This is a genomic window from Dellaglioa sp. CoH-55-MRSF-6 (assembly GCF_056782215.1).
The window spans coordinates 143,985-169,196 of the sequence record NZ_JBXAYJ010000001.1 but is presented as its reverse complement, the minus strand read 5'-3'; the positions used below and the strand labels follow the sequence as shown (position 1 = coordinate 169,196).

The following is a 25,212-nucleotide window of genomic DNA, read 5'->3' as shown; positions in this document are numbered from 1 at the left end:
TTTTATTTGTTCGAATGAATTTCAAAAAAATAAGTATTACTCAAATTTGAGTAATACTTATCATGCTTTAATTCCTATTTTTAACGCTTTCTCGAATGATTAGCTTTGCATCATATACGACAGATTTCGCCGACATTGTTTTAGAATTAATCATTTTTAATAACATCGTCGCAGCTTCTCGGCCCATTTTTTCCTTTGGATGTCTAATTGTTGTTAATTTAGGTGACATATATTTTGATAATTGATAATCATCAAAACCAACAATTGAGATATCTTCAGGAATTTTCATTCCCATCGACTTAACAATATCTATTAATTTAATGGCAAGCTGGTCATTGTAACAAACAATCGCGGTTGGATGATCCGATCTATGCAGAATCTTTTCAATTTTTTTATAGATATTTTGCATTGAATCAGCAGATTGGTACATCAATATCTCACTTTGGTATGAAATAGCTGAATGTTCCATATAAGCTTGCACGAATCCATTCATTCTTAACTGACCTTGTTTATCATCCACTTTAAAAATACCAAGTATTTTTCCATGTCCTTCATTTATCAAATGCTCTGTAGCAACCTCACTACCATTAAAATCATTTAACTCTAAGTATGGAATTTCCAAGTTTTCATAATGTGCATTAATAAAAAGGACTGGTATTTTTTGCGCCACTATCTTTTCGTATAAATCCTTATTTTTATTTATTAATGCGCTTTGTGTTGGTTCTACGATTAGTCCAGATAAATTCATTTCAAGCATTCTTAAAAGGCTATATCGTTCTTTTTCAGCATTATCAAGCGTATTACTTAGCATGATTGTATATCCCTCTTCAGAAATAATACGATCTATTCCAGTGATAATATTTGGAAAAATATAATCAGCAATATGTGTCGTCATGACACCAATTATTTTATTATTTTGTGTCACTTTTTTTACAGTATGCCAATCATTAACGAAGATACCGCCACCTTGTATTCGGTAGACATACCCTGCATTCTCTAAATCACCAATTGCTTTACGAACCGCATAACGACTAGATTCGTAAATCGACATTAACTGTGATTCAGTCATTAATTTATCGTTTACTTCATATTCACCCGCGACAATTTTCGCTTTAATTTCACGATAAACATGCTCATATTTGTTTTCCAAATCAAATCCACCACCTATTAATTCTAATTTTACCATACCCAGTATGTTAACTACGAAATTTTCATACGCTTAATATAAAAAGTAACCAACTAAAATAGTAATTAGTTAGTTACTTTAATTTTTTCATTTATGGTAATTTATTTCCTGCTGCACGATAAATTTCGTACCATTCTTCATGTGTTAGCTCAAGTTCTGAAGCATTCGCAATTTCAACAATTCTTTTTGCGTTCATTGTTCCAGCAATCACCTGCATTTTAGCTGGGTGACGTAGAATAAATGCTGTTGCGATTCCAGTATTAGTTGTTTCTTTTTCTTTAGCTAAACGGTTTAAAACTTCATTTAATTCAGCAAATTTTGGATTATCTAAGAATGTACCTTCAAAGAATCCGTATTGGAATGGTGACCATGCTTGAATCGTCATTTTTTTAAGACGCGAATATTCTAAAATACCGCCATCACGATTAATTCCAGCATCATTAACCATATTCACATTTGTTCCCAAATCAATCATTCCAGTGTGCATGACACCGAATTGGAGTTGGTTAACTAATAGTTTCATATCCAAAGCTTGTTGTAATAAATCAACTTGCCCAGGATAGAAATTACTAACACCAAAATGACGTACTTTTCCAGATTTTTGTAGTTTTTCAAATACACGAGCAATAGCTTCAGGTTCCATTAACGTATCAGGTCTGTGTAACAATAAGCTATCAATATATTCCGTATTTAATCGTTTTAAAATACCGTCAACACTTTTTTCAATGTGTTCAGCAGTAAAATTATACTCTACACCTGGAACGATACCACATTTTGATTGAAGAATAATGTCTTCACGTGATAACCCAGTTTCAGTAAATCCTGCCGCAAACACTTCTTCAGCTTTTCCTGCACCATAAATATCTGCGTGATCAAAGAAATTAATGCCATGATCAACTGATGTTTGAATCATTTCTGCAGCTTGCCCAGTCGACAATTCTGGCATGCGCATGCATCCCAAACCGACAGATGATACTTGAAGTTCGCTATCGCCTAAATTAATCATTTTCATTTTATTACCCCTTTTCAAGTCATGCCTTGATTCTAGCATTCAAATCAAGAAGGCGCTACCAAAACGATTACTTACTAGATATATAACTGGGTTTCTGCTGGCTTGGTTTCACTAATCACATCACCATTATGGACTGATAACATAACGGCAGCACGTGTATTCAACGCATCATAAAAATTATCACTATCCATAATGACGAAATTAGCTGGTTTTCCAACTTCAATTCCATAATGATCCATAACATGCATAGATTTAGCGCCATTAGTCGTCACAAATCGGTAAGCATTCATAATTTGACTATAACCCATAATCTGAGTCGCATGTAATCCCATGTGCAAGGCGTCTAACATGTTGCCATCTCCCATTGGATACCATGGATCTTTGATGTCATCTTCACCAAATGCAACGTTCAACCCATTCTCATCCAATTCTTTGACGCGTGTTAACCCACGACGCTTTGGATATGTGTCAAAACGTCCACCTAAGAACATATTTACAAGTGGATTAGCAATAAAGTTCATTTCTGACATCTTCAATAAACGCATTAATTTGTACAAATAAGCATCATCATATGAACCCATCGCTGTTGTATGTGATGCTGTAACCTTATCTTTCATCCCTGTTTCTAAAGCTAATGTCGCAACGGTTTCCAAGCTACGAGAACTAGGATCATCGATTTCATCCGTATGTGCATCAAATAATAAATTATATTTCTGAGCCAATTCAAAAGCGAAATGGAGTGATTCAACTGCATATTCTCTATTAAATTCAAAATGGGGAATTGCACCAATTGCATCCACTCCTAATTCAGCAGCTTTTGTCATTAATTCCTTCCCATTTGGAAATGATAAAATACCTTCTTGTGGGAAAGCAACTAATTGTAATTCCATCCAAGGTTTAACTTCTTCGCGGACCTCAATTAAAGCTTTCAAAGCCACTAAATCAGGATCAGTCACATCAACATGTGAACGAACAAACTGAACACCATGGGCTGCCTGCATTTTTAATGCTGTAACAGCACGTTCTTTAACATCTTCATGGGTTAACGTCTTTTTACGTTCAGACCAAATCCGAATGCCATCAAATAAAGTCCCAGATTCGTTCCATTCCGGATCACCTGCTGTGAGCGTTGAATCCAAATGAACATGTGGATCAACAAATGGCGGTAACATCAATTTATCGGTTGCATCAATGACTTTTTCATCAGCATTTTGTTGTAAATTTACCCCAATCTCAGTAAACATGCCATTTTCTACTCGAATATCTTGTAATTCTTCTTTATTTTCAATATGTACTTGTTTAATTAACATCGATTATCACTCCTCATTAAATTATCTATCATTCAAATTGTACATGACTTACACCCAATTTAATATTTTTAGTTAACTAAAAAAAGATTAATTCCAAGAATACTTAGAATTAATCTTTGAACTTTTATAATTAGTTTTTTTCTGCACCTAACTTAGTTGATTCATCTTCAATAAATTTAAAACCTGATTGTTTTTTTTCAGCTTGTGGATGTTTAGCACGTTCGTCCATTGCTTTTTGAGCCATTGCTTTGCGTTGTTCTTTACTCAACTTTGCCATTGCTATCGCCTCTTTTGATTTGGACAGTTATATTAAGTTCTAACTTCAACTTTCATTATAGTCCTATTTTATCAAAGTGGCACAAATTAAATCATTTATTTAAAATTACTGTTTTTTTGGGACGGTTGGTGTTGCTCTAAAAGCATTCACATTTTTATCCAAAATAACTTGTTCATTGCTTCCAGAATCTAAAATTGTATTTTGCGTTGACTTCTTTTCAACCAAAACAGTTGTTACTGTGACTTTTTTTAATTCTTCGGTTGCTAGTAACGCATCTACTTGTGCAGAAAATGCTGAATCGCCACTACCTGATTGAATTTCTGTAGCCACAACATTATTATTTGCAATATAATTACCATGTCCGGCAGCAAGTCGGATAATGACCGGTGTTGCACCAACTGGTTTAAGCGTGTTTTGATCAACCGTTTCTGAAAAATGATTTCCAATGACGGAATTATCATTACCGCTAATTGATAACAGCCCATATAAATCGTCTAATCCATTATCTCGATGTTGCATAGGCGCCCACGGTTCTTGATCATGCAGCATATGGTTTGAAGAAACCAATATCTCTGAGCAATTATCATCTAAAATAACCATTCCGGGATAAAATGCATGAATGCGATTATTTGTAACAGACGATTTCGTCACGCCAGATAATGAAATGCTACTTGCACCTCTTGGGAAAATATTATTAGTCGTAATTAGCAGTCCTCCGAAGTTTTCCGCAAAAATGGTATAGCCATTAAATCCAGCGCCCATTAAATTTTCAGTTACTTTCGAAGCTTGTCCCCATCCACGTAGTTCAATACAATTACCACATTCAGCAATAAAATTATCGTGGATTGTTAATGCATCTGCGTTATAAATGGTTACACCATGTTCTAAGTAAACAAAACCCATTTCTGTAATACGGAATGAATCTTGTGCACTTGCAACATAAATTCCAGTCTTACCATTCACATACGTATTTTCTGGATTTTTTTCGCCTGTGCCATCATCAATAAAGTGTAACCCATCAATATTAAAGTTCGAAAATTCGACTGAACTAATACGCGGATTTCCTTCTCTTGCAACATAGAAAGCTGCACCTTCAGATTCTTCATCCGTTGTTTTAGGATCGAGGTCAACAAGAACACGACTACCACCAGGCCATAATTCATGTAAATTTGACCATTCGTTTTGTGGTACGTTAAACCGAATGCTTGATGACGTAAATCCATGCCCAGATCCTTGAATTTTAAGAAAACTAATATCTATTAAGACTTGTGTACGCAAGTGATAATCAGCTGGTGGTAGATAAATAACTGCCCCTGGTTTTCCACCATCATTGCTATTACTATCAGTTTGATGACTTTTAATATCAGTAATAATACTATTAATAACTTCCCCAATATCTTCGTACGGGTTACCAATAGGCCATTTTGTTACATCATAATAATTTTTGTTTGTCATTATTTTACCCTCCAATTTTGTTAAATAACCCTATCATTCAGATAACATTTTTTCAGCTAAAGCGAAGTTTCCAACATTGGCTGATCCATTATTAGCAACTTGTGGTGCTGTAATATATTGATCTAATGGAGGAACGTCAACATAATCATTTAAAATTTCTTTGAATTCATGTCGCACTTTTTCCAATAAAACATCATTTGTAACGCCGCCCCCAAAAATAATTTTATTAGGACGTAAACTTAACGTTGTTTGAACGGCAGCCTGAGCAATATAGTAGGCCATAATATCCCAAGTTTTGTCTGTTAATGGGACATCTTTACCTTTTTTACCAGTCCGTGCTTCAAATGTTGGTCCAGCAACTAAGCCCTCTAAACAATCACCATGAAATGGACAGACACCTTTAAAATCAAGATCATCAGGATGTCTCTTAACTAAGACATGGCCCATTTCAGGATGGCCAATACCGCCAACTAAGTGGCCATCAATTACTGCTCCAGCGCCCACACCAGTTCCAATTGTGTAATAAACAAGTGAATTAATTTTCTCATTAAACAATGTCGACATTGTATATTCACCGTAAGCTGAACCATTTACATCCGTTGTCCAAAATGTTGGAATATCCAGTTTGCCCTTAAGAAATCCCAAGAAATCCGTATCACCCCAACCCGGTTTTGGTGTTTTCGTGATAAATCCATATTTAGGTGACGTTTTTCTGATTTCAATTGGTCCAAATGAGGCAACACTAAGTGCAGCTATTTCAAATTGCTTAAAATAGTCTACGACTGCCGTTAATGTTTCAACAGGTGTAGTCGTGGGAATTTGAATTTGATCCTTTACTTGATAATCTTCGTTACCTACCGCGCATACAAATTTAGTGCCACCTGCTTCAATACTTCCTAATAACATTACATTGTTCCTCCAAGTTCATATATTTTAATATCATAATTAGTTGAATCGCTACTTGTTTCAACTATAAGTTCCTTTTCATCATAAACCCTTTCAGAGAAACATGCTTCTCCATTATTCACAAATAATTCTGCTGAACTGTTGTCCATTAATAAATGAACATCCAATTCATTGGCAACGCTCACATTAGTTTCTCGAAGTAAATCGTCATTATACTTTTGTAATGTTACCTTACCTGTTGCAGCTTGATAGCTAACTTTTATTAATAATTTATTATCGCTATTTTTAATTTTAACGCTGACATTTTCTTGCCCATTAAAGTTCGCTAAATACTCAAAACTCTTTGTAGGGGCTTCAAAAATAGTGGTTGTATCCTTAGGTTTAGTGACATCTAATAATACTTTTTCGCGCAATTTTTTAATTTCTTCAACTGGTGTCATCAATAATTTACCATTTTTCATATTTAATTCTCTTGGAAATGTTAGTGCGCCTGCCCAACCATCTTCCTGTTCTGGCATGGGGCTCTCCCACATGTCCATCCATGCAAATATGATCCTTCTACCGTCAGGCGTAACCATTGATTGTGTTGCATAGAAATCATGTCCATAATCTAATTCAGTGAACTCACCATGATGTAATGAATGTGTCTCTTCATCAAATTTTCCAGTCAGATATCCTGTTTGGAAGAAATTTCTATATTTTAATTTATCAGCTTTAATTCCTTGTGGTGACATTACTAAAACGTCTTGTCCGTCAATTTCGAAAAGGTCAGGACATTCCCAAACGAATCCTTCAGAATCAACTGATTTAGCAGTTGCAATAGGTCCTAAGTAGTCCCAATGTTCTAAATCATCTGAGTTATACATAAGAACTCGACCCAAGCCATCCTTATTTTTGCTTCCGATTACAATATTATATTTTCCATTTTCAAACCAAATTTTTGGATCTCTAAAATCAGCATCATTATCTACAGGAGGCATTGAAATCACTGGATTACCAGCAAATTTTTCAAAAGTTATGCCATCATCACTAACGGCTAGGTTTTGATTCTGCCAATAACTATCCGGATCATTTTTGTCTTTCAAATTATGTCCTGTATAAATTAAATAGAGACGCTCATCCTTCACAATTGCGCTACCTGAAAAACAGCCATCCTGATCTTCTTGATCACCAGGAACCAAAGCAATTGGTAAGCTTTCCCAATTAACTAAATCTTTACTTCTTGAATGACCCCAATGCATTGGTCCCCACTGTGTTGAATTTGGATGATGTTGATAAAAGATGTGATAGTACCCTTTAAAAAAGCAAAACCCATTTGGATCATTCATCCAACCTGCTGGTGCCGTAATATGATACTTTAATCGATATCTTTCATCAGTTACCTCTGGATAATTAATCGTTTCATTTTTCAAAATTGTCTTCTCCTCGTTCTATATGTTAACCGGTTGTCATTATCTTAAAATAAAAACGCACCTACTATGCCGTTTCTCCTTTATATAATTGTACCGGTAGTACTACTTGCATAGGTGTCTCTTTACCTTCTATTTTCTTCATTAAAATATCAATAGCTGCATCAGCCATCTGTTCAATTGGTTGAATAATTGTTGTTAGTTCTGGTTTAAATAATCGAACAACATCTGTCCCATCATAGCCAATAACAAGTAAATCTTCAGGTACTCGTTTGCCATATTCTCTAGCTATTTTTATGATCAAACTAGCGTCTGTATCATTCGAAGCAAAAATACCATCCACTCGTTTAAGATCCTCAAAAATTCTTTTAATAACTTTTGTTTTTTCTGTTTCTGTCCAATTAAAATCAATTGTATACGTTACGGCTGGCAACCCATGTTCACTCATAATTTTCTCGTATGCCCTACGTCTATCTCGAGCAGGCGTTTCTAAATCATAAGGTCCATTTGTATGTACAATTGAGGTTGCCCCATGTTCTAATAGCAATTCTGTTGCCATTTTACCGCCACTATAATTATCAGAAGAAACGACCGGAATATCACCATTCATAATTCTATCAATTGCGACAATTGGTAAATTTGTATTATGATATTCTTCAATTCCTTCATTATGTGCTCCAACAATTAGCCCATCAACTTGATTTGCCATTAGTTTACGTAAATAAGTCACTTCTTTTTCTGAATCATTTTTTGAGTTACCGATAAGAACCTTATAACCTCTATTAAAAAGTTTCGTTTCTAAATGGTAAGCTAATTGTCCAAAAAAAGGATTCGCAATGGTTGGGAAAATAAGCCCTATTAGTTTTGTTTCTTTATTAAATAATTGTCTTGCAACATCATTAGGCTGATAATGTAACTCTTTCACAGCATCACGAACCTTTTTAACTGTCTTTTCGCTAAGATAACCTCTATTGTTCAACACCCTAGATACAGTCGTTTTAGAAACGCCTGCCAATTCAGCGACATCATCAAGTTTTGGATTTTGCATTTTATTTGCTCCTAAGTCGTCTAATTTTAGTTAAATTGTTACCGCTTAACTTTTAGTACTCTTAGTTTACCATAAAATAAGCAAAACCATTATCCCCACCATTAACTTTTTAAGCTGCTTCTTTTTTAGCTAATTCTAATCTAACTTTATCTTCATTTCGTTCAAATTTACCATAGAAAAACATTGGAACTGCAGCAAGTATGAACAGCATGGCTGGAATCCAGATAAAACTTAAGTTAATGCCTAATAAAGATTGACTCGTTTGAGTGTGATTGGGTATATATCCAAAGAATTGCATTACTTGTGATGGAATAAATCCGCCAATCCCACTACCTGCTTTAACACAGAATGCACTTCCAATAGCTGTTAAAAAGCCACTGGCTCTGATTCCTGTTTTCCATTGACCAAAATCAACCGCATCAGCCAACATTAGGAATGGCATTGCAGCTGCAACACCCGTTCCAATTGATCCTAGGCAATATAAGATAACAACCCAAACTTGATTACTACCAACTGCTTGAAGCAACATGTTACAGATTGCTCCCATCAATAGTGCTCCAATTAGAACCGTTCTTTTATTTGTACGTTTAACAAGTAATGGAATTGATATCATCCCTATAACAGCAACAACAGATAAAGAACCAGCAACTGCGACTAATGATTTTGCATGGATATTATATTGAAAATAATAAATCATGCCTGAACTTCTAACAGTTGTTCCAATCCAATAGAATAAGTTGGAAATAACCAATAAAATCCAAGGCCAATTACTTTTTGTTGCTTTAACACTCTGTTTTAATGATATTGATTTCGTAATCGTTGTATTAATTTCTCGTAAATTTAAAAAGGCAATTAAAAAGGCAATAATGGAGATAATCCCTAAAATAATCATTGCATATGAGAATCCTTTACGATCATTTCCTTGCCCTAATATTTGAACTAATGGTAAAACAACACCATTAGCAACCAATAGACCAACATTTCCTCCAACCATTCGATATGAATTCAAAACCGTTCTTTGGTCTGAATCATTTGTTAAGTTAGGTAAAATCGACGTCATAGGGGTACTAATTCCGGTATATATAATTCCTGCAATGACGTAAACAACTGATGCATAGATAACTTTGGACGATCCCGATAAATTCGGTGTAGTAAATGTTAACCATGTAAAGAATGCAAATGGTACACATAACCACAAGAAATACGGCCGACTTTGTCCCCATTTTGTATGTGTATGATCAATTAAAAAGCCCCATATTGGTGCATCAAACATATCAACGCATCGTGTGACGAGCAAGATAGTTCCAGCTACACCAATCCCAATTCCAAAAACATCTGTATAAAAATATAACAAGTACGTACTAATACTTACAAATAGAATATTTCCGCCAAAATCTGTAAGTGAATAACTTAGTTTTCGAAAAAGAGGAATTTCTTCAACTTGATTTGTATCTACGTTTACTTTGTTTTCCATTCTATTTACCCCATTCTATTTGTTTAATAAATGTCCCATTTCACTAAAAAATAGCAATTGCCTGTACCTATAAACTCAACTTTTAGAAAGCGCTTTCTGAAAGAATAACCAAAGTATAACCTGTTTATATTTTTATGTCAACCGGTTGTCATTTGTTTTTTTATTAATCAAAAAGCATCTCATTTATTAATAAATGAGATGCTTTTTCTTTCTATAATAACTTTTAAAGACTTTCTCCATTTGTTTCAATTACATTTTTATACCAAGTAAATGAGTCTTTTTTATAACGTTTCATCGATCCATTGCCCTCATTATCACGATCAACATAAATCATACCATAACGCTTTTTCATCTCACCAGTTGTAAATGATACTAAATCAATAACACCCCATGGTGTATATCCTAAGACTTCAACACCATCATAATCAACTGCTTTTTCGATTGCTTCAATATGTTCTTTTAGATAACTTACACGTTCAGGATCATGAATTTCATGATTATCTTCAAGCTTGTCAATCGCGCCAAAACCATTTTCAACAATAAATAACGGTAACTGATAGCGATCATATAATCGATTTAACGTATATCGTAAACCATCGGGATCAATTGCCCAGCCCCAGTCACTAGATTTAATATACGGATTAGGAACCCCATTAGGTAGTCCACCATTCACAACATCACCTAAATGATCTGCTTCAGCATCTGCTTTAACAACTGTTGACATATAGTAACTGAATCCTAGATAATCAACTGTCCCTTTTTTCAATATCTCCATATCGCCTTCTTGAATCCCAACATCATAATTGTGACGTTCAAACTCTTTTAGTGCATAACGTGGGTATTCTCCACGAACATGAACATCTGGGAAAAAGAAGCGTTGATGCATTGCCTCTTCAGCAGCCATGATATCTTCCGGATCACATGAATAAGGATAAATTGGTACGTGTGATACCATGCATCCTATTTCAAAATCAGAATTAATTTTTTTACCAGCAATAACCGCCTTAGCGCTAGCCAAGAGTTCGTTATGTGCAACTCGATACATAATTTCTTTGGGATTTTCACCATCGTTCACAATAACTCCAGAATTAGTCCACAAAAAGATGGGGTTATTTGTATCCATTTGATTATTAATTTCATTAAATGTCATCCAATATTTTACTTTAGATTGATAACGTTTAAAGCAAACCGTAGCAAAATTTTCAAAAAAATCAATTAATTTACGATTTCTAAAACCACCATATTCTTTAGCTAAATGGAGTGGCATTTCAAAATGCGATAGGGTAATCACTGGTTGAATACCTTTTTTTAATAATTCATCAAAAACATCATCATAAAATTGTAATCCCGCTTCATTTGGTTCGCTTTCATCTCCCATTGGGAAAATACGTGACCACGCGATTGATGTTCGTAAGCACTTCAATCCCATTTCAGAGAAAAATTGAATATCTTCTTTGTAATGATGATAAAAATCAATTGCATCATGATTCGGATAAAATTTATCTGTTTCAATAGTTTCCGTAATTTCCCGCGGAACACCATTTGCTCCTGCAGTCATCACATCAATAACACTTGGCCCTTTTCCATCAACATTCCAGCCGCCTTCAAACTGATGAGCAGCCAAAGCGCCACCCCACAAAAAATCCTTCGGTAATTTAGACATTTTATTTTTCTCCTTTTGGAATTAATTCCATTATTGGTTCTCCATGGTGAATTTCATTTTGCGTATACGCAATAACATCTTCGTAATCATCTGAATTAGTCACAATTACAGGTGTTACTACTGAAAATCCTGATTCTTTTATCTTCTCTTGATCAAATTCAACAAGTAAATCACCCATTTTTACATAATCATGATTTTTAACTTGTGTTGCAAAATATTTTCCTTTTAATTCAACGATATCCATTCCAATATGAATTAAAACTTCTACACCATCTACAGATTTTAATCCAATCGCATGTTGTGTCTCTGTAGTCATGACAACCTGACCATCAAATGGTGCATATATTTTATTATCCGTTGGATTTACAGCAACACCTTTGCCCATTGCACCAGATGAAAATACTTCATCCTCTACTTCTGTTAACGCAATTACTTTCCCTGTTACAGGGCTATTAACAACGCCTGGTGCATTTATTACTGGCGTACTCATAACTGGTGCGACCTTAGCTGGTGCATCATCTAACTGTGCTTCCATTGTTGCGACTTCACTAACTGTTTCACCCGTACCAAAAATTTGAACAAGTAGAACTGAACCCACAATTGCTACAATACATCCAACAACCATACCAATAAATGAGTGTGGGTATTTAGGACTAATTGCATTTACAATGGTTAATAAACTTGGTAGTCCAGCATAAGCAAAATAATATGAATTAAAGAAACTTGTAATTAATGCACCAAACGCTCCTGAAATACAACCAAAGATAAATGGTTTTTTAAATCTTAATGTCACACCATAAATTGCTGGTTCTGTAATCCCAAATAATCCTGTAATAAATGCTGAAAGAGATATATTTTTTAATTCTCTGTTCTTAGACTTAATAAATACACCTAAAACAGCACCAACTTGTGCGACCACTGCAATTGTTTGAAAAGCCTGAAATGAGTCCATTCCATTCATTTTGAAATTGGCCATAACCATTGGCGTAACACCCCAATGGATACCAAAAATAACAAGTACTTGCCAGAAACCACCAATAATAACACCTGCTAAAGGTGGTGCAACTTTAACTAAATAATTATATCCTTTTGCGATTCCTTCAGCTCCAAGAGATGAAAGTGGTCCAATAATTAAGATTGTTAAAGGAACCATAATTAATAGACATAATAATGGAACAGCAAGTTCTTTAATAATGTCAGGTATCTTTTTACTCAAGAATCTTTCAAGATAAGAAAGAATCCAAACTAAAAATAATGGTGGCAATACTGATGATGTATAAACTGTTTGAGATAATGGAATACCCATAAAGTTAATACTTGTACCGCTAGCAATAGTTCCAGCCATCTCTGCCCATGTGGGACTAACTAATGCAGCACAACATGCAACAGCGATTAAACTGTTTGTTTTAAAATGTTTAGCTGCCGTTATGGCAATAAATATTGGTAAGAACGTAAATGGTGCCCAAGAAATAAAGCTTAAAACTTGATATGTACCACTTTTAGGAAAATTTGGCATAGCTAAAGTAATTAGAATTAAACTCCCTTGAATAATACCTGCCGCGGCCAATATGTAAACGAATGGGGCAAAAACCGCAGACATTGTTGCAATAACTCGATTCATTATACTTGTTTTTGGTGCTTCTACTTCCTCTACTTCTGAACTATCAATCATTGCTGAGAATGCATCATAAACATCCGCAACATGTGGTCCAATAACTACTTGGAATTGTCCACCACTTTCAACAACAGTGATAACGCCTGCCATTGCTGATATTTTTTCTTTAGCATCTGAAGGAACCTCATGTAGCACTAGTCGTAACCGTGTCGCACAATGCGTTGCTCCTGCTAAATTTTTTTCTCCACCAATTGCTTCTAAAATATCTGTAGCTAATTTTGTATAATCTCTAACCTTACTTGCCATATTTTTCTCCTCCTCAGATAAAAACGAATAAATAGAAAAAAATTGTAAACCCTTACAAATCTTTGTATATGTATATTTTAATTGTACGTGCACAATAAGTCAACACTTTTTTTGTAACCCTTTTCATCTAGATGTACAAGGCGGGAACAATGTTATACAATAAAGGATACATTATTTTAATGGAGGCATGAAATGTTAAAGTATCAAGAAATTGCTGATCAAATTGAGCTTGCAATTAAAAATAAAAATTTGAATCAAGGGACGCAACTCCCTAGTCTAAATGAACTTATTGCCAAATATGCCGTCAGTAAGACGACACTCGTTAAAGCTCTCACAACTTTAGAAGATAAGGGTATTATTTATCAAGTACAAGGTAGCGGAATTTTTGTTCGTCGTCAAAAAAGAGACGGTTACATCGCTCTAATGACGAACATGGGCTTTACAAAAGATTTAGAAAACAGTAAATTATCTACAAAAGTGATTGATTTAAAAGTTGAACTACCCAATGCTGATGTAGCCAGGGAATTAAATTGTGCTCCGGGTGAGGAAGTTTATTTAATAAAAAGAATTCGTTACATCGATAATCAAGTTCTCTGTATTGAGAGATCCTACTATCGAAAAAAACTTGTTCCTTATCTTAATCGCGAAATAATCAGTGAGTCTATTTTTAATTACTTGAAAGAAGTTTTAAAATTAAAAATAGGTTTCTCCGATAAATATTTACGTACAGACACCCTTAAAAAGACAGAATCAACCCTTTTAGAACTACCAGAAAATTCGCCTGGACTCTATATTGATGAACTTTTTTATACAGTAAGCGGTGAACCTTTTGATCTTTCTCAAACTATTTATAACTATAAACATGCTAACTTTTTTATTCAAAGTGGACAAAAATAAAACCATAATTAATAAATTAAAAACCTCAGGGCAATCACTTAAAAAGGTGATTACCCTGAGGTTTTTAATTTATTTCAAGATTCATTTAAAGAATTCTATTTAACTTCCATCTCTTTAATTTTATCGTTAATTTCTTTTTCAACTTTACGATGTTTGGGTGATAATCCTTCGGCAAAAAACAAGACACTACCGATTGCTAAGACATAAGTTAGGCCCATTGTAGAACTGTTCCAGAAAGATGCTCCATAATAAAGAATGCTGCGAGCACCATCATACAAGAAACGCATTGGTAACCATGGAAGAACCCAATCTTGGTAGAATTGAGGTACTAATGGTTGTGCCATTGCCAATAAAGGAATTGAGAAAAATAGTAAGAGGACAAATATAATTACCCCTGGGAAACCAATCCATGTCAATACCCCTGAGAATAACATTATAAAAGCAAAACTTGTAAATGATAAGAACGATGCAATTGTTATAAAATGTGTAAAATCAAATCCTAAAATCCATGTCGCATACGTAGCTGTTGCAAATCCAGTTAAAATTGCAAGTGCTACAGCTGAGATAATGAATGATGATTTAAATGAAAACTTGTGTTTCATTGATTTAAATTCTCTTGAATCTCCAGCGTAGAATAATAATAAACTAATAACCATGCTTGCAATCCAGACGGGTTGGAAGAACGAACTATTCGCTGATGTTAATCCAGCGGTTGAATGTCTAACGGTTGTTTTTACAGTGATTGGGTTATTTAACTTCAATGCAGTCACAGCGGGGACACTCATATTGGCTTTTGCCATATTTGTTAAAATTCCGGCTGAAATACCACCACCAATTTTTGTAACTATTGTTGATAGTGTCGAACCTAAAGTCGTTGACAATGTAGCATTTTTTGCTTCATTTGTTACAACAGTTACATTTGTAACATCTTTTGTTGTTGGATCAGCTAATTTTCCAATTGATGCCGAGAAATCTTTTGGAATTACAATAGCCGCATAATAATGTTGTTTATCCATTGCACTCTTAAGTGCCTTATCACTCTTAACGATATGCCAATCTAACGCCTTATTTTTGCTTCTAGTTAGATTTTCAACGATTTTGTTACCTTGCTTACCACTATCTTCATTAACAATGGCAACAGGTACATCTTTGAGCTCTGATTTTACAGATGGGATTTGCATCACCACCATAATAAATGTAAGTAATACCGAAACTAAAATGGCGAAACCTAAAAATTTATTTTTAAACATAATCATATTCCTCTTTTCTTTTTGAGTGAGCACTCAATCAATTACAAATACGATTATAACCTATCCACAAGTTTAGTCAACCCTAACTTTTAAATATAAACTATCAAAATAATAAGTTTGTCTTTTGTCATCGCTATCAATTGTGTCATAATAGGGCTATAAATAGGATGGTGAATATTATTAAAAATTCTGAATTAAAATTATATGCCAACTCGGATTTATTTAGAGATATAACAGATAAACAAAAACAAATTTTAATCGCCGCAATTGAATTATTCTCAGAAAAAGGCTATGCAAATACAAGTACAAAAGAAATTGCAAAAAAAGCTGGCGTGGCTGAAGGTAATATTTTTAGTAAATATAACAATAAACAAGGCTTACTTAACGCCATTATTGCCCCTGTCATTAAATCCATCTTACCTTCTGCAATGCACGACTTATTAGACGAGTCCATTGATCATTCAAATTTAACTTTGGATTCATTAATTCGTCCTTTGTTAAAAAATAGAATTATTTTTTTGCAAGAAAATGCTAAAGTTCTTAAAATTTTCATTTCTGAACTACTTTATGATAAATCGGTTGTTAAACAGTTATTAGAAAATATTCCCGCCCCATACTGGACGGCACTCAATTCAACTATTGATACACTAAAAGAAAAAAAACTAATTGTCAGTTGGGATAATCTCGAAATTCTTAAGGTTATTTGGTCAACTATAGGTGGTATTGTACTTGGTTATCTTCTTTTTGATCAATCGTTAACAAAAGAAAGTATTGAACATTCAGCAGATGCTCTGATAAACGCACTTAGTGTTTGATAAAAATAAATAATTAAAAATACCCATCGAGTAAACAAGTTACTGTAAAACCTTGTTTACTCGATGGGTATTTTTAATTCAAAGCAGATTATTCATACTAACTAATCTTTTTAATTACGCAGGAATACTATTAATAAATGTTTCTACTTCTTGTTTCGTTTTACGATTTTTATTAACTAAACGTCCTGTTTCTTTACCATTTTCATATGCAATAAAACTTGGAATACCGAAGACACTTAACTCAACAGCTAAGTCCATATTTTCATCTCGATCGACAGCTAAGAATGTGTATTCAGTATATTCTGATTCAATATTAGGCATTTCAGGTTTAATAAAAGCACAATCTGGGCACCATGTTGCAGAAAAAAATAGGATATACTTTCCATCTTTAATTTTATCCATTAATTCACTTACCGTTGTTTCTTTTTCTATACTTTTCATTTTTGCTACCTCCACTAATATGCTTACTTTTTATAAGTATATATCAGATTAGCCATTTTCAATTAAAATATGCTTGCTTATTTATTTTTATCTCTGATTAGTTTAGCTTCTTTATTACCTATATATAGGCTGTATGCAGAATACAATAATACTACAATAACAATCCATTGAATCACACTTGTATTAATATTCTTAACTAAAAGTACCGCAACTAAAACACCTATAATACCAAAAACAGAAAATAAGGTTATTTTTCTAGAATATTGATTGAGTTTTATAAATTGCATACTTCCTATTGGTAAAGAAAATGCACATCCCCCCATCATAATTGGAAATGCAGCAATCGGATCCATTCCCATCGCATAGACAGTTGCCATTGTTAATGAAAATGAGCCTATTCCAATATTATTTAATGCGCCATAAATAAATAATAAAAATCCTGTTACAACTAATTTCCAGCCAAATAGTTCGGTAGCGGTCCCACTAGCAGTGATTAGGCCTAATTTACCAGCGATGATTAACGCGGTTGCAACAAGTAATCCAACGATAACAAATGATCTAATACTATTTTCAGGTAATCTAACAACAAATCTCGGACCAATATAAGCACCCAGCACTTGGCAAATAATACAGACTAGTAACGTCTTAGTACCAACATTGATACTTGTAATATACGCCAGCGACATGACAAATATTGGAATAACATCTTGCGCATTTAACGTACCTGGTAATTTTTTCATAGAAACCCAATTAGCTTTCTGGTATATTGCTGTTGATATGGCAAAATCTGAAATTCCAAAAGTAGAAAAGAAAAAAATAACAATCTGCGATATTGGTGTCCATACTGAACTGGCCGGTTCTTTCATGAAGTCTGATTTATGTCTCATTAAATCACGCATAAAATAACAGATAAATATAAAATTAATAACAATAATTGCCGCAATCAACGTCTTTTGCATGATTAAATCTCCTAGTTAAATGAATCATAATAGTACAGTTTAACTCAATTTATTCCTAGATAAAATAGTCTATATTAATTTTTCTATTTTATACTATATAATTAGTCCTTTAAAGTCTAAAATTAGAAATATAAGGTATGCTACTGTTAATTGTTTATATAATTTATAAAAGGAGATGCACTATGCTAACAGACTTTTTTGCTTATAATTCATTTAGTCATTTGAAACTAAAGGTAGATTCATTGATTCCATATGGTTTTACAAAAACAGCAGAAGAAATCTATAATTATCAAGTTTCAATTCTTAATAATCAATTTATACTAACCGTCTCAATTTCCCCCTCTGAAAAAATTAATACTACTATTATTGATGCTCTAACTAAAGAAGAATATACACTTTATAAAAATCAGTCTGCAACAGGATCATTTGTCAGTTCAATCAGAAAATCAGTGATTGAACAACTGGATTTAATTGTTGCTAGTTGTTTTGAAACTACTCCAGTATTCCAAACTGCTGATTCACAATCTATCATTAATTATGTACAAGAACATTATCAGACCAATCTAGAATTCCTCTGGAAACAGTTTCCAAATGACGCTGTTTTACGTCGATCAGATTCTAAAAAATGGTATGCCGCTTTAATGAAAATTCCAGCAACTAAAATAGGCTTGGATTCCGAGAAATTAGTTGAAATACTTAATATTCGAATGGATCCTGACCTGCTCATCAATAAAATAGACAAAAATCAAATTTTTCCAGGGTACCATATGAATAAAAAACACTGGGTTTCAATTTTATTAAATGGCCAAAATAATTTAGACACTGTTTATTCTTATATTGATACTAGCTATGGACTAGCTAAATAAAAGGCGAACTAAAAAAATCCATTCTAATAGTCAACAAAATTTGAACTTGTTTACTTAGAATGAATTTTCGCTTATCATTAAACACTTGTACTTTTTTAGTATATACGTAGCTTTGTAGCTCAATTTTATCTACTTATTAATATTTTCTTTAAATAGGTTGTATATATCATCAACTGTATTCGATTTTTTTAATTCTTCCACAAATGAGTCATGGACAAGTAATTTCGATGTATTTGATAAATACTGTAAATGCTTTCCATCATCTTTTTCTGGAATTAGAAATGAGATAACTGTATCTACTGGCTGATTATCAAATGTTTCCCATTCAATAGGCTCACGTAATTTAACAATTAGCATTGCTGATTTATTAATCGATTCATCCTGTGCATGAGGTATCGCAATGCCTTTTTCCATCCCTGTCGTTCCCTCAGACTCACGAATCTTATACTTATTTAAAATATAACTTTCATTATTCGTATATCCTAATTTTTTAGCAAAATTTGCTAAAAAATGTAAGAGTTCTTCTTTATCAGAAACGGCTACGTTCAATTCAATGTTTTTTCTTTTCAATATATTATCGAATTCATTTTCATTCATTTTTATATCATTATCTTGCTCTTGTTCAAAGTTGGTATTACTACCTACATTCATCACTAAACTATTATTTTTTTTAGCTTGGCGACCAGCAATAGCGGCTAGTAAGACAGCAGATACAAGTGATCCAATAATAATCCATAATACCCACAGTAATGGTTTATTCACTAACGGTAATACAATAAATCCACCATGTGGAGCCGGTACACTAATTCTAGTTACATAGGTTAAAATCGCAGCAATCGAAGAACCAACCATAAATGCAGGAATATTTAGTAGCGGATTCTTTGCCGCAAATGGAATTGCACCTTCTGTAATATGAGTTGATCCTAATAAAAAGTTAACGTAACCTGCGCTGCGCTCTTTATCTGAGTATGCTTTTTTGTTGAACAGTACAGCAAACCCTGTTGCCAATGGTGGCGCAATACACGCTGCAGAAACTCCTGCCATAAAGAAATAATTTCCCTGTGCTAAAAGAGCTGTTCCGGTTAAATATGCTGCTTTATTAATTGGCCCACCCATATCTGAAGCACACATAATTCCAACAACTAATCCTAATAGAATGGGACTTGAATTTTCTAAACCCTTTAAAAACGTCATCATTCCTTCATTAATTGTTGCCATTGGAACTGATAGATACCAAATAATAGAGCCTGATAAAAATACTCCAATTACAGGTAAAATAAAAATGGCTTTCAGTCCATCTAATGATTTAGGTAGTTTTTTTAATAAGAACTGTAATATTAAAATCGTATACCCTGCTAAAAATCCACCAATTATTCCACCTAAAAATCCCGTTCCATTTGTATATGCTATCATTCCCGTTACAAATCCAACTATCAATCCAGGTCTTTTACCAATAGCCTCAGCTATATAGGCACATAGAATTGGAACCATAAGATTCATTGCAAATCCGCCAATAGTGTTCAATAAATGTGCTATATCGTTATATTGAGGGCTTTTTATGTCTGCTGAATTAATTCCCCAAAAAAATGATACGGCTGTTAACACTCCCCCAGCAACTACTATTGGTAACATATGTGACACTCCATTCATCACGTACACATACATTTTGTGCCAAAATGAGCCAGATAAATTTACTGTTTCTTCATTCGATGAAATTTTTGCTCCTTTTCGATGATAGGTAGGTAAATTATCATCTGTCAATATTTGATCAATTAATACATCTGCCTCTTTCATACCTTTCGTAACTGACACATTTATCATTTTTTTACCATCGAATCGATCAATATCTACATCTTTATCTGACGCAATTATTACACCATCAGCATCATCAATTTCTTGTTGTGAAAACGCATTTTCTATACCACTTTGACCATGAGTTTCAACTTTAATTGATATACCTCTTTTTTTAGCGGCTTGTTCTAAGGCCTCTTGCGCCATGTATGTATGCGCAATTCCTGTTGGACATCCAGTAGCTGCAATTATTTTATATTTTGTCATCTTAATTCCTCCTTAATATTAGATATTTTTACCTGCTTAGTCAGCTCTTTTACATTCGAAAAATCTGTTAACCCTTTTGAAAATGCCGTTGAACTCGCGGCTGCTATACTTTCTCTAAATACTTCTTCTATTTTTTTGTCCCCTATCGCTACCCCTGCTAAAAAAGTTCCCAACATGGTGTCGCCGGCCCCAGCCGTGTTAACAACGGTTCCTTTAGGGACAGTTCCATATAACACAACCTCTTTATTTATAAACATTGCACCACCGCCACCCAATGATAATAAAATATTTTGTGCACCCAATTTAATTAATTCTTTTGAATAAGTTATCAATTCATGTTGAGATAGTTTATGTTCTACGCCAAACCAACTCATTAATTCTTCATCATTTGGTTTTAAAATATAAGGATTATATTTCAATGTATCCAGTACGGTTTGATAACTAGTATCCAAAACTAGCTTATATCCTTTTTCCTGCGCCTGCTTTGCGATACTAATTAAAATTTCTTCAGAGATTCCGTCAGATAAACTACCAGATACAACTAATGTATCCTTTTCATCTAAATTTTGAATCTTATCCATGAACTGATTTATTTCATCATCACTAACATGTGGACCTTTATTTACTAATTTATACTCCGTATCTTGCTGAATTACTCTTGTAAAAACATTAATTCGTGTATTAGCATCGATATGTACAAAATCAGTTTTTATATTGCACCTTGCCAACTCAGACTCAATATACGCATTAGTAAATCCTCCACCAACTCCAATAGCAGTACTTTCTACGCCTTTCTTTTTTAGAATAAAACTAACATTAACTCCTTTACCATTCGCTTGTATTTCATAATTTTCCGTTCTATTAACAATATTTTTTTTCATTTCATCGGTTTGGATAAAAAGATCAATAGCTGGATTCAATGTACATGTATATATCATAATTTTTACCCCTTTCTTCTACCTACCAATACTACATCTGACAGAAATGAAAAGGTTTTCAATATATGATTTTGTATGCTACAATTGAAAATAAACAAACAATCAAGGTGAGGTGACCAGTAATGTCTCTTAGTAACTCCGAAAAGATTCTTTGGCAAGTCATTCAAGATAACCTAGAAGATATTCCGATATTAACAATAACCAACCTTAGCGATTTAGCTCATGTATCAACCGCTACAGTCGTACGAACGCTCAAAAAAAAAGGCTACAGCGGTTATATGGATTTTAAACAATCTATAATTACTAAAGAAAAAGAAAAAAAATATAAGAATATTCAGAATATGGATCACGATATCCAACAAGTCATTATGAAGAATGAACATGAACTTAATAACACACTACGTATGCTTGACGTTAATACCATAGAAAAAACAGTTCAAAAAATTAAACGTTCAAAAAAAATATACATTTTCTCAAGGGGTTTTTCTGAATTAATTGCAATTGAAATGCTAACAAAATTTGAATTATTAAATAAAAATTGTGTCAGTTTTACGGATCCCAATATTATTAAACAAATTAGTCACAGGATTACATATAATAATATTTTAATTATTATTTCATTGAACGGAACTACTGCAGAACTCCTTGAAGGTGCTAAAAATACGTATAAAAATGGAGCCGATATTATTGTATTAACAACCAACAAATTAAGTCCACTTATTAAATATTCAGATTCCGTGTTTATCGGATTTAAATCTGAAATTTCATATTTCCCTGAATTTGAAGTTAAATCTCGTTTACCATTACAGGTAATGAGCCGTATACTTTTAGATTCTTATGCAATTCGAACAAAGAAAGCTAGCAAATAAATTTATTTCACTTCTACTTTTTTTCATTACTAAATCATTAAAAATAAAGAGGCTAAACATGACGTTTAGCCTCTTTATTTTACTATTTTAATACCTTATCAAACCACGATGTAGCAGTACTTTCAAGAACGACATTTAAATCTTCAATATTCTTTTTACCAACTGTGTTCATCCATTCTTTACCTTTTTCTTCACCATCTTTAGCAAATGGTTCGATACCTTTGCTCCATGTTGCACGTCCACAAAGTACACCATTAAATGTTGATTTTGCTTCATGAGCAAATACTAAAGTATCTTGGAATAATTGTGCCGATACACCACCACTTAAGAAAATAAATGGTAATTTGGTTGCATCACTTTGTTCTTTAAATATATCTAATGCTTCTGTCTTAGAATATACCACCTCATTATCGTCGTTAAACCCTTCCACATAATCCATATTGACTGGCACTTCTACTTTAAGTACATCTACTTTATATTCAGGTTTAGAAAATTCTTTCATCATTTCAATAACTTTATGAGGTTTTACTTTAGCATACTCTGAACCTTTAACATCGTCATTAGTTGCATCATAAGAAACCAATTCTAAAAATAATGGCATATCTTCTGCAGCACATTCTGAACCAAGACGCTCCATATATGCATGTTTCATATTATTAATCTCAGCATTTTCGTCTATATCATAATAAAGTAAGAATTTAATAGCGTCAGCGCCCTCTTCTTTAAGACGACGAACTGACCAATCTGGTAATAAGTCAGGTAAGCGACCTGGGGTAGTAACATCATAACCCGTTTTTTCGTATGCAACTAGTAATCCAGTACTTGCATTACGGACCTTTGCTGCTGGAAGACCATATTCTGGATCAAGTAATATTGCTGAAGCGTATGGTGTTAATTCTGATGAAATTACTTTTTTAAATTCAACGATATCTTCTTCATTTGCTGGCTTATTTGCTGCTGCTGCCAACATTTTTTTTAAAGATCCTCGTTGATCAATTGCTAATGCTGCAATTACGCCTTTTTCATTTGAAAGTGCTTTAAGTCCTGCCAATTTATTTGGTGTCATTTTTATTCCGTCCTTTATTATTTTTTTACTTCTCTCATCCACTTATAATTCTATCTTTGAAGAATATGAAAAGGTTTTTAAAATTTCATTTTTTACATACCAATTAAAAATAACTTAACAATCATAAATACCGTTTACTCCGACTAGCTCTTAATAAAGAATCAGTTAATATCATTTTTTATATTTTAAAGTACCATTTAAATATGTTTCCTCAAAATTTAAATCATGATCTAAAACAATGAAGTCAGCATCTCTACCTGCCGCAATACTTCCGCACTTATCATCAATTCCAACGCTTCTAGCGGGCACATAACTAGCCATTTGGATTGCTTCTTCAGGAGTAGAAATATTCCAATCAACAACATTTTTAACTGCTTCCATTAATTTTAAGACACTACCAGCTAAACTTCCTGACTCTAACCTTGCGGCGCCATCTTTAACAACAACTGGGAACTCACCTAATGTATAATTTCCATCAGGCATTGCACCAGCACGCATACAATCAGTTACTAATACAATGTGGTCTGCTCCTTTAACGTTAATTAAAATTTTAGCAGATGCCGGATTAACATGTTGACCATCACAAATTAGTTCATCATAGACACTACTTAATGACATTGCTGCGCCAACCATCCCTGGCTCTCTATGATTAAGTGGGCTCATTCCGTTATACGTATGAACGAAAATAGATGCACCAGATTCTACTGCAGATTTAGCTTGATCAAACGTAGCATCACTATGCCCCAATGCTACTTTGACCCCTTGTTTAGTTAAGGCCTCAGTAAATTCTTTAACACCCTTTCGCTCAGGTGCAATCGCAATTTTTCGAATAAGTCCATGCGCTAATTTTTGCCAATGCTCAAAAATATCTATACTTGGATCTAAAAAGTATTTAGGATTTTGCGCACCTTTGTGTTTTTCAGTAAAAAATGGACCCTCAAAAAAGATACCCTGTATTTTTGCACCACGTACTTCACCATGACGCTTACCAAAGTCAGAAATAACTTCGTTCAACGTTTCTGGAGCTGCCGTCAATGTTGTCGGCAGAAATGAAGTAACGCCACATTCTAATAAACCTTCAGACATCATTTTTGCGCCCTCAAAATCGTTATCCATCACATCATATCCCTTTAAACCATGGACATGTGTATCTACAAGCCCTGGTGCAATCCATTTACCCGTATATTCTTTGATATCACCATCAGGTTTTTCTTGTTGATAATCACCAAATTTACCATCAATAATTGCCAAGTACCCTTCATTTTCAACCGTGTTTTTCAAGAAAAACTTATCTGCATGAATATAATATATTTCCACCAGTAATGCCTCCTATATTATTTTTGTTAAAAAGAAACTAGCCCATTATCCATAGTCTAGTTCCGCAGGCCTCTT

22 protein-coding genes are annotated in these 25,212 nt (G+C 33.6%); 4 read left to right on the top strand and 18 right to left on the bottom strand.

The features are described 5' to 3' along the window. Positions 1–67: 67 nt before the first annotated feature. The 11 genes from AC1RPK_RS00810 to AC1RPK_RS00760 form a co-directional block, all read right to left on the bottom strand. Positions 68–1,186, bottom strand: coding sequence for a GntR family transcriptional regulator (locus AC1RPK_RS00810; RefSeq protein WP_481761010.1), 1,119 nt, complete (start codon positions 1,184–1,186; stop codon positions 68–70). A gap of 91 nt (positions 1,187–1,277) precedes the next feature. Further along, positions 1,278–2,198 carry an aldo/keto reductase gene (locus AC1RPK_RS00805; protein WP_481761011.1) on the bottom strand — a complete coding sequence of 307 codons (921 nt, stop codon included), beginning with the start codon at positions 2,196–2,198 and terminating at the stop codon, positions 1,278–1,280. Positions 2,199–2,272: 74 nt separating this feature from the next. After that, positions 2,273–3,508: a cytosine deaminase gene (gene codA / locus AC1RPK_RS00800; protein ID WP_481761012.1), complete on the bottom strand. Its 1,236-nt coding sequence runs from the start codon at positions 3,506–3,508 to the stop codon at positions 2,273–2,275. Positions 3,509–3,638: 130 nt separating this feature from the next. Further along, the gene (locus AC1RPK_RS00795; RefSeq protein WP_409021777.1) at positions 3,639–3,785 is read right to left on the bottom strand and encodes a hypothetical protein; all 147 of its coding nucleotides are present in this window, start codon (positions 3,783–3,785) and stop codon (positions 3,639–3,641) included. A gap of 105 nt (positions 3,786–3,890) precedes the next feature. Next, positions 3,891–5,240: a NosD domain-containing protein gene (locus AC1RPK_RS00790; protein WP_481761013.1), complete on the bottom strand. Its 1,350-nt coding sequence runs from the start codon at positions 5,238–5,240 to the stop codon at positions 3,891–3,893. A 33-nt stretch (positions 5,241–5,273) separates the two neighbouring features. Continuing rightward, positions 5,274–6,146, bottom strand: coding sequence for a fructokinase ScrK (gene scrK / locus AC1RPK_RS00785; RefSeq protein ID WP_481761014.1), 873 nt, complete (start codon positions 6,144–6,146; stop codon positions 5,274–5,276). Beyond that, complete coding sequence (locus AC1RPK_RS00780) at positions 6,146–7,558, bottom strand: glycoside hydrolase family 32 protein (protein ID WP_481761015.1); 1,413 nt, start codon at positions 7,556–7,558, stop codon at positions 6,146–6,148. Before AC1RPK_RS00780 ends, scrK begins: the two co-directional genes overlap by 1 nt. Positions 7,559–7,622: 64 nt before the next feature. Next, positions 7,623–8,603 carry a LacI family DNA-binding transcriptional regulator gene (locus tag AC1RPK_RS00775; protein WP_481761016.1) on the bottom strand — a complete coding sequence of 327 codons (981 nt, stop codon included), beginning with the start codon at positions 8,601–8,603 and terminating at the stop codon, positions 7,623–7,625. Positions 8,604–8,712: 109 nt separating this feature from the next. Next, complete coding sequence (locus tag AC1RPK_RS00770; RefSeq protein WP_481761017.1) at positions 8,713–10,077, bottom strand: MFS transporter; 1,365 nt, start codon at positions 10,075–10,077, stop codon at positions 8,713–8,715. Between the two features lie 223 nt (positions 10,078–10,300). After that, the gene (locus tag AC1RPK_RS00765) at positions 10,301–11,740 is read right to left on the bottom strand and encodes a 6-phospho-beta-glucosidase (protein WP_481761018.1); all 1,440 of its coding nucleotides are present in this window, start codon (positions 11,738–11,740) and stop codon (positions 10,301–10,303) included. A gap of 1 nt (position 11,741) precedes the next feature. Next, positions 11,742–13,661 carry a beta-glucoside-specific PTS transporter subunit IIABC gene (locus AC1RPK_RS00760; RefSeq protein WP_481761019.1) on the bottom strand — a complete coding sequence of 640 codons (1,920 nt, stop codon included), beginning with the start codon at positions 13,659–13,661 and terminating at the stop codon, positions 11,742–11,744. A gap of 192 nt (positions 13,662–13,853) precedes the next feature. Between AC1RPK_RS00760 and AC1RPK_RS00755 the strand changes: the two genes are divergently transcribed. Continuing rightward, positions 13,854–14,558: a GntR family transcriptional regulator gene (locus AC1RPK_RS00755; protein ID WP_481761020.1), complete on the top strand. Its 705-nt coding sequence runs from the start codon at positions 13,854–13,856 to the stop codon at positions 14,556–14,558. Positions 14,559–14,653: 95 nt separating this feature from the next. On the opposite strand, the gene AC1RPK_RS00750 is transcribed toward AC1RPK_RS00755, so the two are convergent. Further along, entirely contained in the window at positions 14,654–15,808 is a 1,155-nt protein-coding gene (locus AC1RPK_RS00750; RefSeq protein WP_481761021.1) for a YhgE/Pip domain-containing protein, read from the bottom strand. A gap of 167 nt (positions 15,809–15,975) precedes the next feature. Here AC1RPK_RS00750 and AC1RPK_RS00745 point away from each other — a divergent pair, with 167 nt between their 5' ends. Continuing rightward, complete coding sequence (locus AC1RPK_RS00745; protein ID WP_481761022.1) at positions 15,976–16,623, top strand: TetR/AcrR family transcriptional regulator; 648 nt, start codon at positions 15,976–15,978, stop codon at positions 16,621–16,623. A 114-nt stretch (positions 16,624–16,737) separates the two neighbouring features. Here AC1RPK_RS00745 and AC1RPK_RS00740 read toward each other — a convergent pair whose 3' ends face one another. Then, positions 16,738–17,064, bottom strand: a complete 327-nt coding sequence (locus tag AC1RPK_RS00740; protein WP_481761023.1) for a thioredoxin family protein — start codon at positions 17,062–17,064, stop codon at positions 16,738–16,740. 77 nt (positions 17,065–17,141) lie between these two features. Beyond that, positions 17,142–18,023 (bottom strand): sulfite exporter TauE/SafE family protein, encoded by an 882-nt coding sequence (locus AC1RPK_RS00735; protein WP_481761024.1) that lies wholly within the window; start codon positions 18,021–18,023, stop codon positions 17,142–17,144. Between the two features lie 182 nt (positions 18,024–18,205). Here AC1RPK_RS00735 and AC1RPK_RS00730 point away from each other — a divergent pair, with 182 nt between their 5' ends. Further along, the gene (locus tag AC1RPK_RS00730; protein WP_481761025.1) at positions 18,206–18,889 is read left to right on the top strand and encodes an MmcQ/YjbR family DNA-binding protein; all 684 of its coding nucleotides are present in this window, start codon (positions 18,206–18,208) and stop codon (positions 18,887–18,889) included. A gap of 129 nt (positions 18,890–19,018) precedes the next feature. Here the strand turns inward: AC1RPK_RS00730 and AC1RPK_RS00725 are convergent, their stop codons facing one another. Then, positions 19,019–20,947: a fructose-specific PTS transporter subunit EIIC gene (locus AC1RPK_RS00725; protein WP_481761026.1), complete on the bottom strand. Its 1,929-nt coding sequence runs from the start codon at positions 20,945–20,947 to the stop codon at positions 19,019–19,021. Next, positions 20,944–21,885 (bottom strand): 1-phosphofructokinase, encoded by a 942-nt coding sequence (gene pfkB, locus AC1RPK_RS00720; protein WP_481761027.1) that lies wholly within the window; start codon positions 21,883–21,885, stop codon positions 20,944–20,946. Before pfkB ends, AC1RPK_RS00725 begins: the two co-directional genes overlap by 4 nt. A 122-nt stretch (positions 21,886–22,007) precedes the next feature. On the opposite strand from pfkB, the gene AC1RPK_RS00715 reads away from it, so the two are divergent. Further along, the gene (locus AC1RPK_RS00715; RefSeq protein WP_481761028.1) at positions 22,008–22,754 is read left to right on the top strand and encodes a MurR/RpiR family transcriptional regulator; all 747 of its coding nucleotides are present in this window, start codon (positions 22,008–22,010) and stop codon (positions 22,752–22,754) included. 82 nt (positions 22,755–22,836) lie between these two features. On the opposite strand, the gene lacD is transcribed toward AC1RPK_RS00715, so the two are convergent. Both lacD and nagA read right to left on the bottom strand, forming a co-directional pair. Then, on the bottom strand, positions 22,837–23,820 hold the full coding sequence (lacD, locus tag AC1RPK_RS00710; RefSeq protein WP_481761029.1) for a tagatose-bisphosphate aldolase: 984 nt from the start codon (positions 23,818–23,820) through the stop codon (positions 22,837–22,839). Positions 23,821–23,991: 171 nt separating this feature from the next. After that, positions 23,992–25,137, bottom strand: a complete 1,146-nt coding sequence (gene nagA, locus AC1RPK_RS00705; RefSeq protein ID WP_481761030.1) for an N-acetylglucosamine-6-phosphate deacetylase — start codon at positions 25,135–25,137, stop codon at positions 23,992–23,994. Positions 25,138–25,212: the final 75 nt, after the last annotated feature.

What these genes read in the sequence shown, in the direction of transcription:
- AC1RPK_RS00810 (WP_481761010.1), bottom strand. Translation starts at nt 1,186, where the DNA reads ATGGTAAAATTAGAATTAATAGGTGGTGGATTTGATTTGGAAAACAAA.
- AC1RPK_RS00805 (WP_481761011.1), bottom strand. Translation starts at nt 2,198, where the DNA reads ATGAAAATGATTAATTTAGGCGATAGCGAACTTCAAGTATCATCTGTC.
- codA (WP_481761012.1), bottom strand. Translation starts at nt 3,508, where the DNA reads ATGTTAATTAAACAAGTACATATTGAAAATAAAGAAGAATTACAAGAT.
- AC1RPK_RS00795 (WP_409021777.1), bottom strand. Translation starts at nt 3,785, where the DNA reads ATGGCAAAGTTGAGTAAAGAACAACGCAAAGCAATGGCTCAAAAAGCA.
- AC1RPK_RS00790 (WP_481761013.1), bottom strand. Translation starts at nt 5,240, where the DNA reads ATGACAAACAAAAATTATTATGATGTAACAAAATGGCCTATTGGTAAC.
- scrK (WP_481761014.1), bottom strand. Translation starts at nt 6,146, where the DNA reads ATGTTATTAGGAAGTATTGAAGCAGGTGGCACTAAATTTGTATGCGCG.
- AC1RPK_RS00775 (WP_481761016.1), bottom strand. Translation starts at nt 8,603, where the DNA reads ATGCAAAATCCAAAACTTGATGATGTCGCTGAATTGGCAGGCGTTTCT.
- AC1RPK_RS00770 (WP_481761017.1), bottom strand. Translation starts at nt 10,077, where the DNA reads ATGGAAAACAAAGTAAACGTAGATACAAATCAAGTTGAAGAAATTCCT.
- AC1RPK_RS00765 (WP_481761018.1), bottom strand. Translation starts at nt 11,740, where the DNA reads ATGTCTAAATTACCGAAGGATTTTTTGTGGGGTGGCGCTTTGGCTGCT.
- AC1RPK_RS00760 (WP_481761019.1), bottom strand. Translation starts at nt 13,661, where the DNA reads ATGGCAAGTAAGGTTAGAGATTATACAAAATTAGCTACAGATATTTTA.
- AC1RPK_RS00755 (WP_481761020.1), top strand. Translation starts at nt 13,854, where the DNA reads ATGTTAAAGTATCAAGAAATTGCTGATCAAATTGAGCTTGCAATTAAA.
- AC1RPK_RS00750 (WP_481761021.1), bottom strand. Translation starts at nt 15,808, where the DNA reads ATGTTTAAAAATAAATTTTTAGGTTTCGCCATTTTAGTTTCGGTATTA.
- AC1RPK_RS00745 (WP_481761022.1), top strand. Translation starts at nt 15,976, where the DNA reads ATGGTGAATATTATTAAAAATTCTGAATTAAAATTATATGCCAACTCG.
- AC1RPK_RS00740 (WP_481761023.1), bottom strand. Translation starts at nt 17,064, where the DNA reads ATGAAAAGTATAGAAAAAGAAACAACGGTAAGTGAATTAATGGATAAA.
- AC1RPK_RS00735 (WP_481761024.1), bottom strand. Translation starts at nt 18,023, where the DNA reads ATGCAAAAGACGTTGATTGCGGCAATTATTGTTATTAATTTTATATTT.
- AC1RPK_RS00730 (WP_481761025.1), top strand. Translation starts at nt 18,206, where the DNA reads ATGCTAACAGACTTTTTTGCTTATAATTCATTTAGTCATTTGAAACTA.
- AC1RPK_RS00725 (WP_481761026.1), bottom strand. Translation starts at nt 20,947, where the DNA reads ATGACAAAATATAAAATAATTGCAGCTACTGGATGTCCAACAGGAATT.
- pfkB (WP_481761027.1), bottom strand. Translation starts at nt 21,885, where the DNA reads ATGATATATACATGTACATTGAATCCAGCTATTGATCTTTTTATCCAA.
- AC1RPK_RS00715 (WP_481761028.1), top strand. Translation starts at nt 22,008, where the DNA reads ATGTCTCTTAGTAACTCCGAAAAGATTCTTTGGCAAGTCATTCAAGAT.
- lacD (WP_481761029.1), bottom strand. Translation starts at nt 23,820, where the DNA reads ATGACACCAAATAAATTGGCAGGACTTAAAGCACTTTCAAATGAAAAA.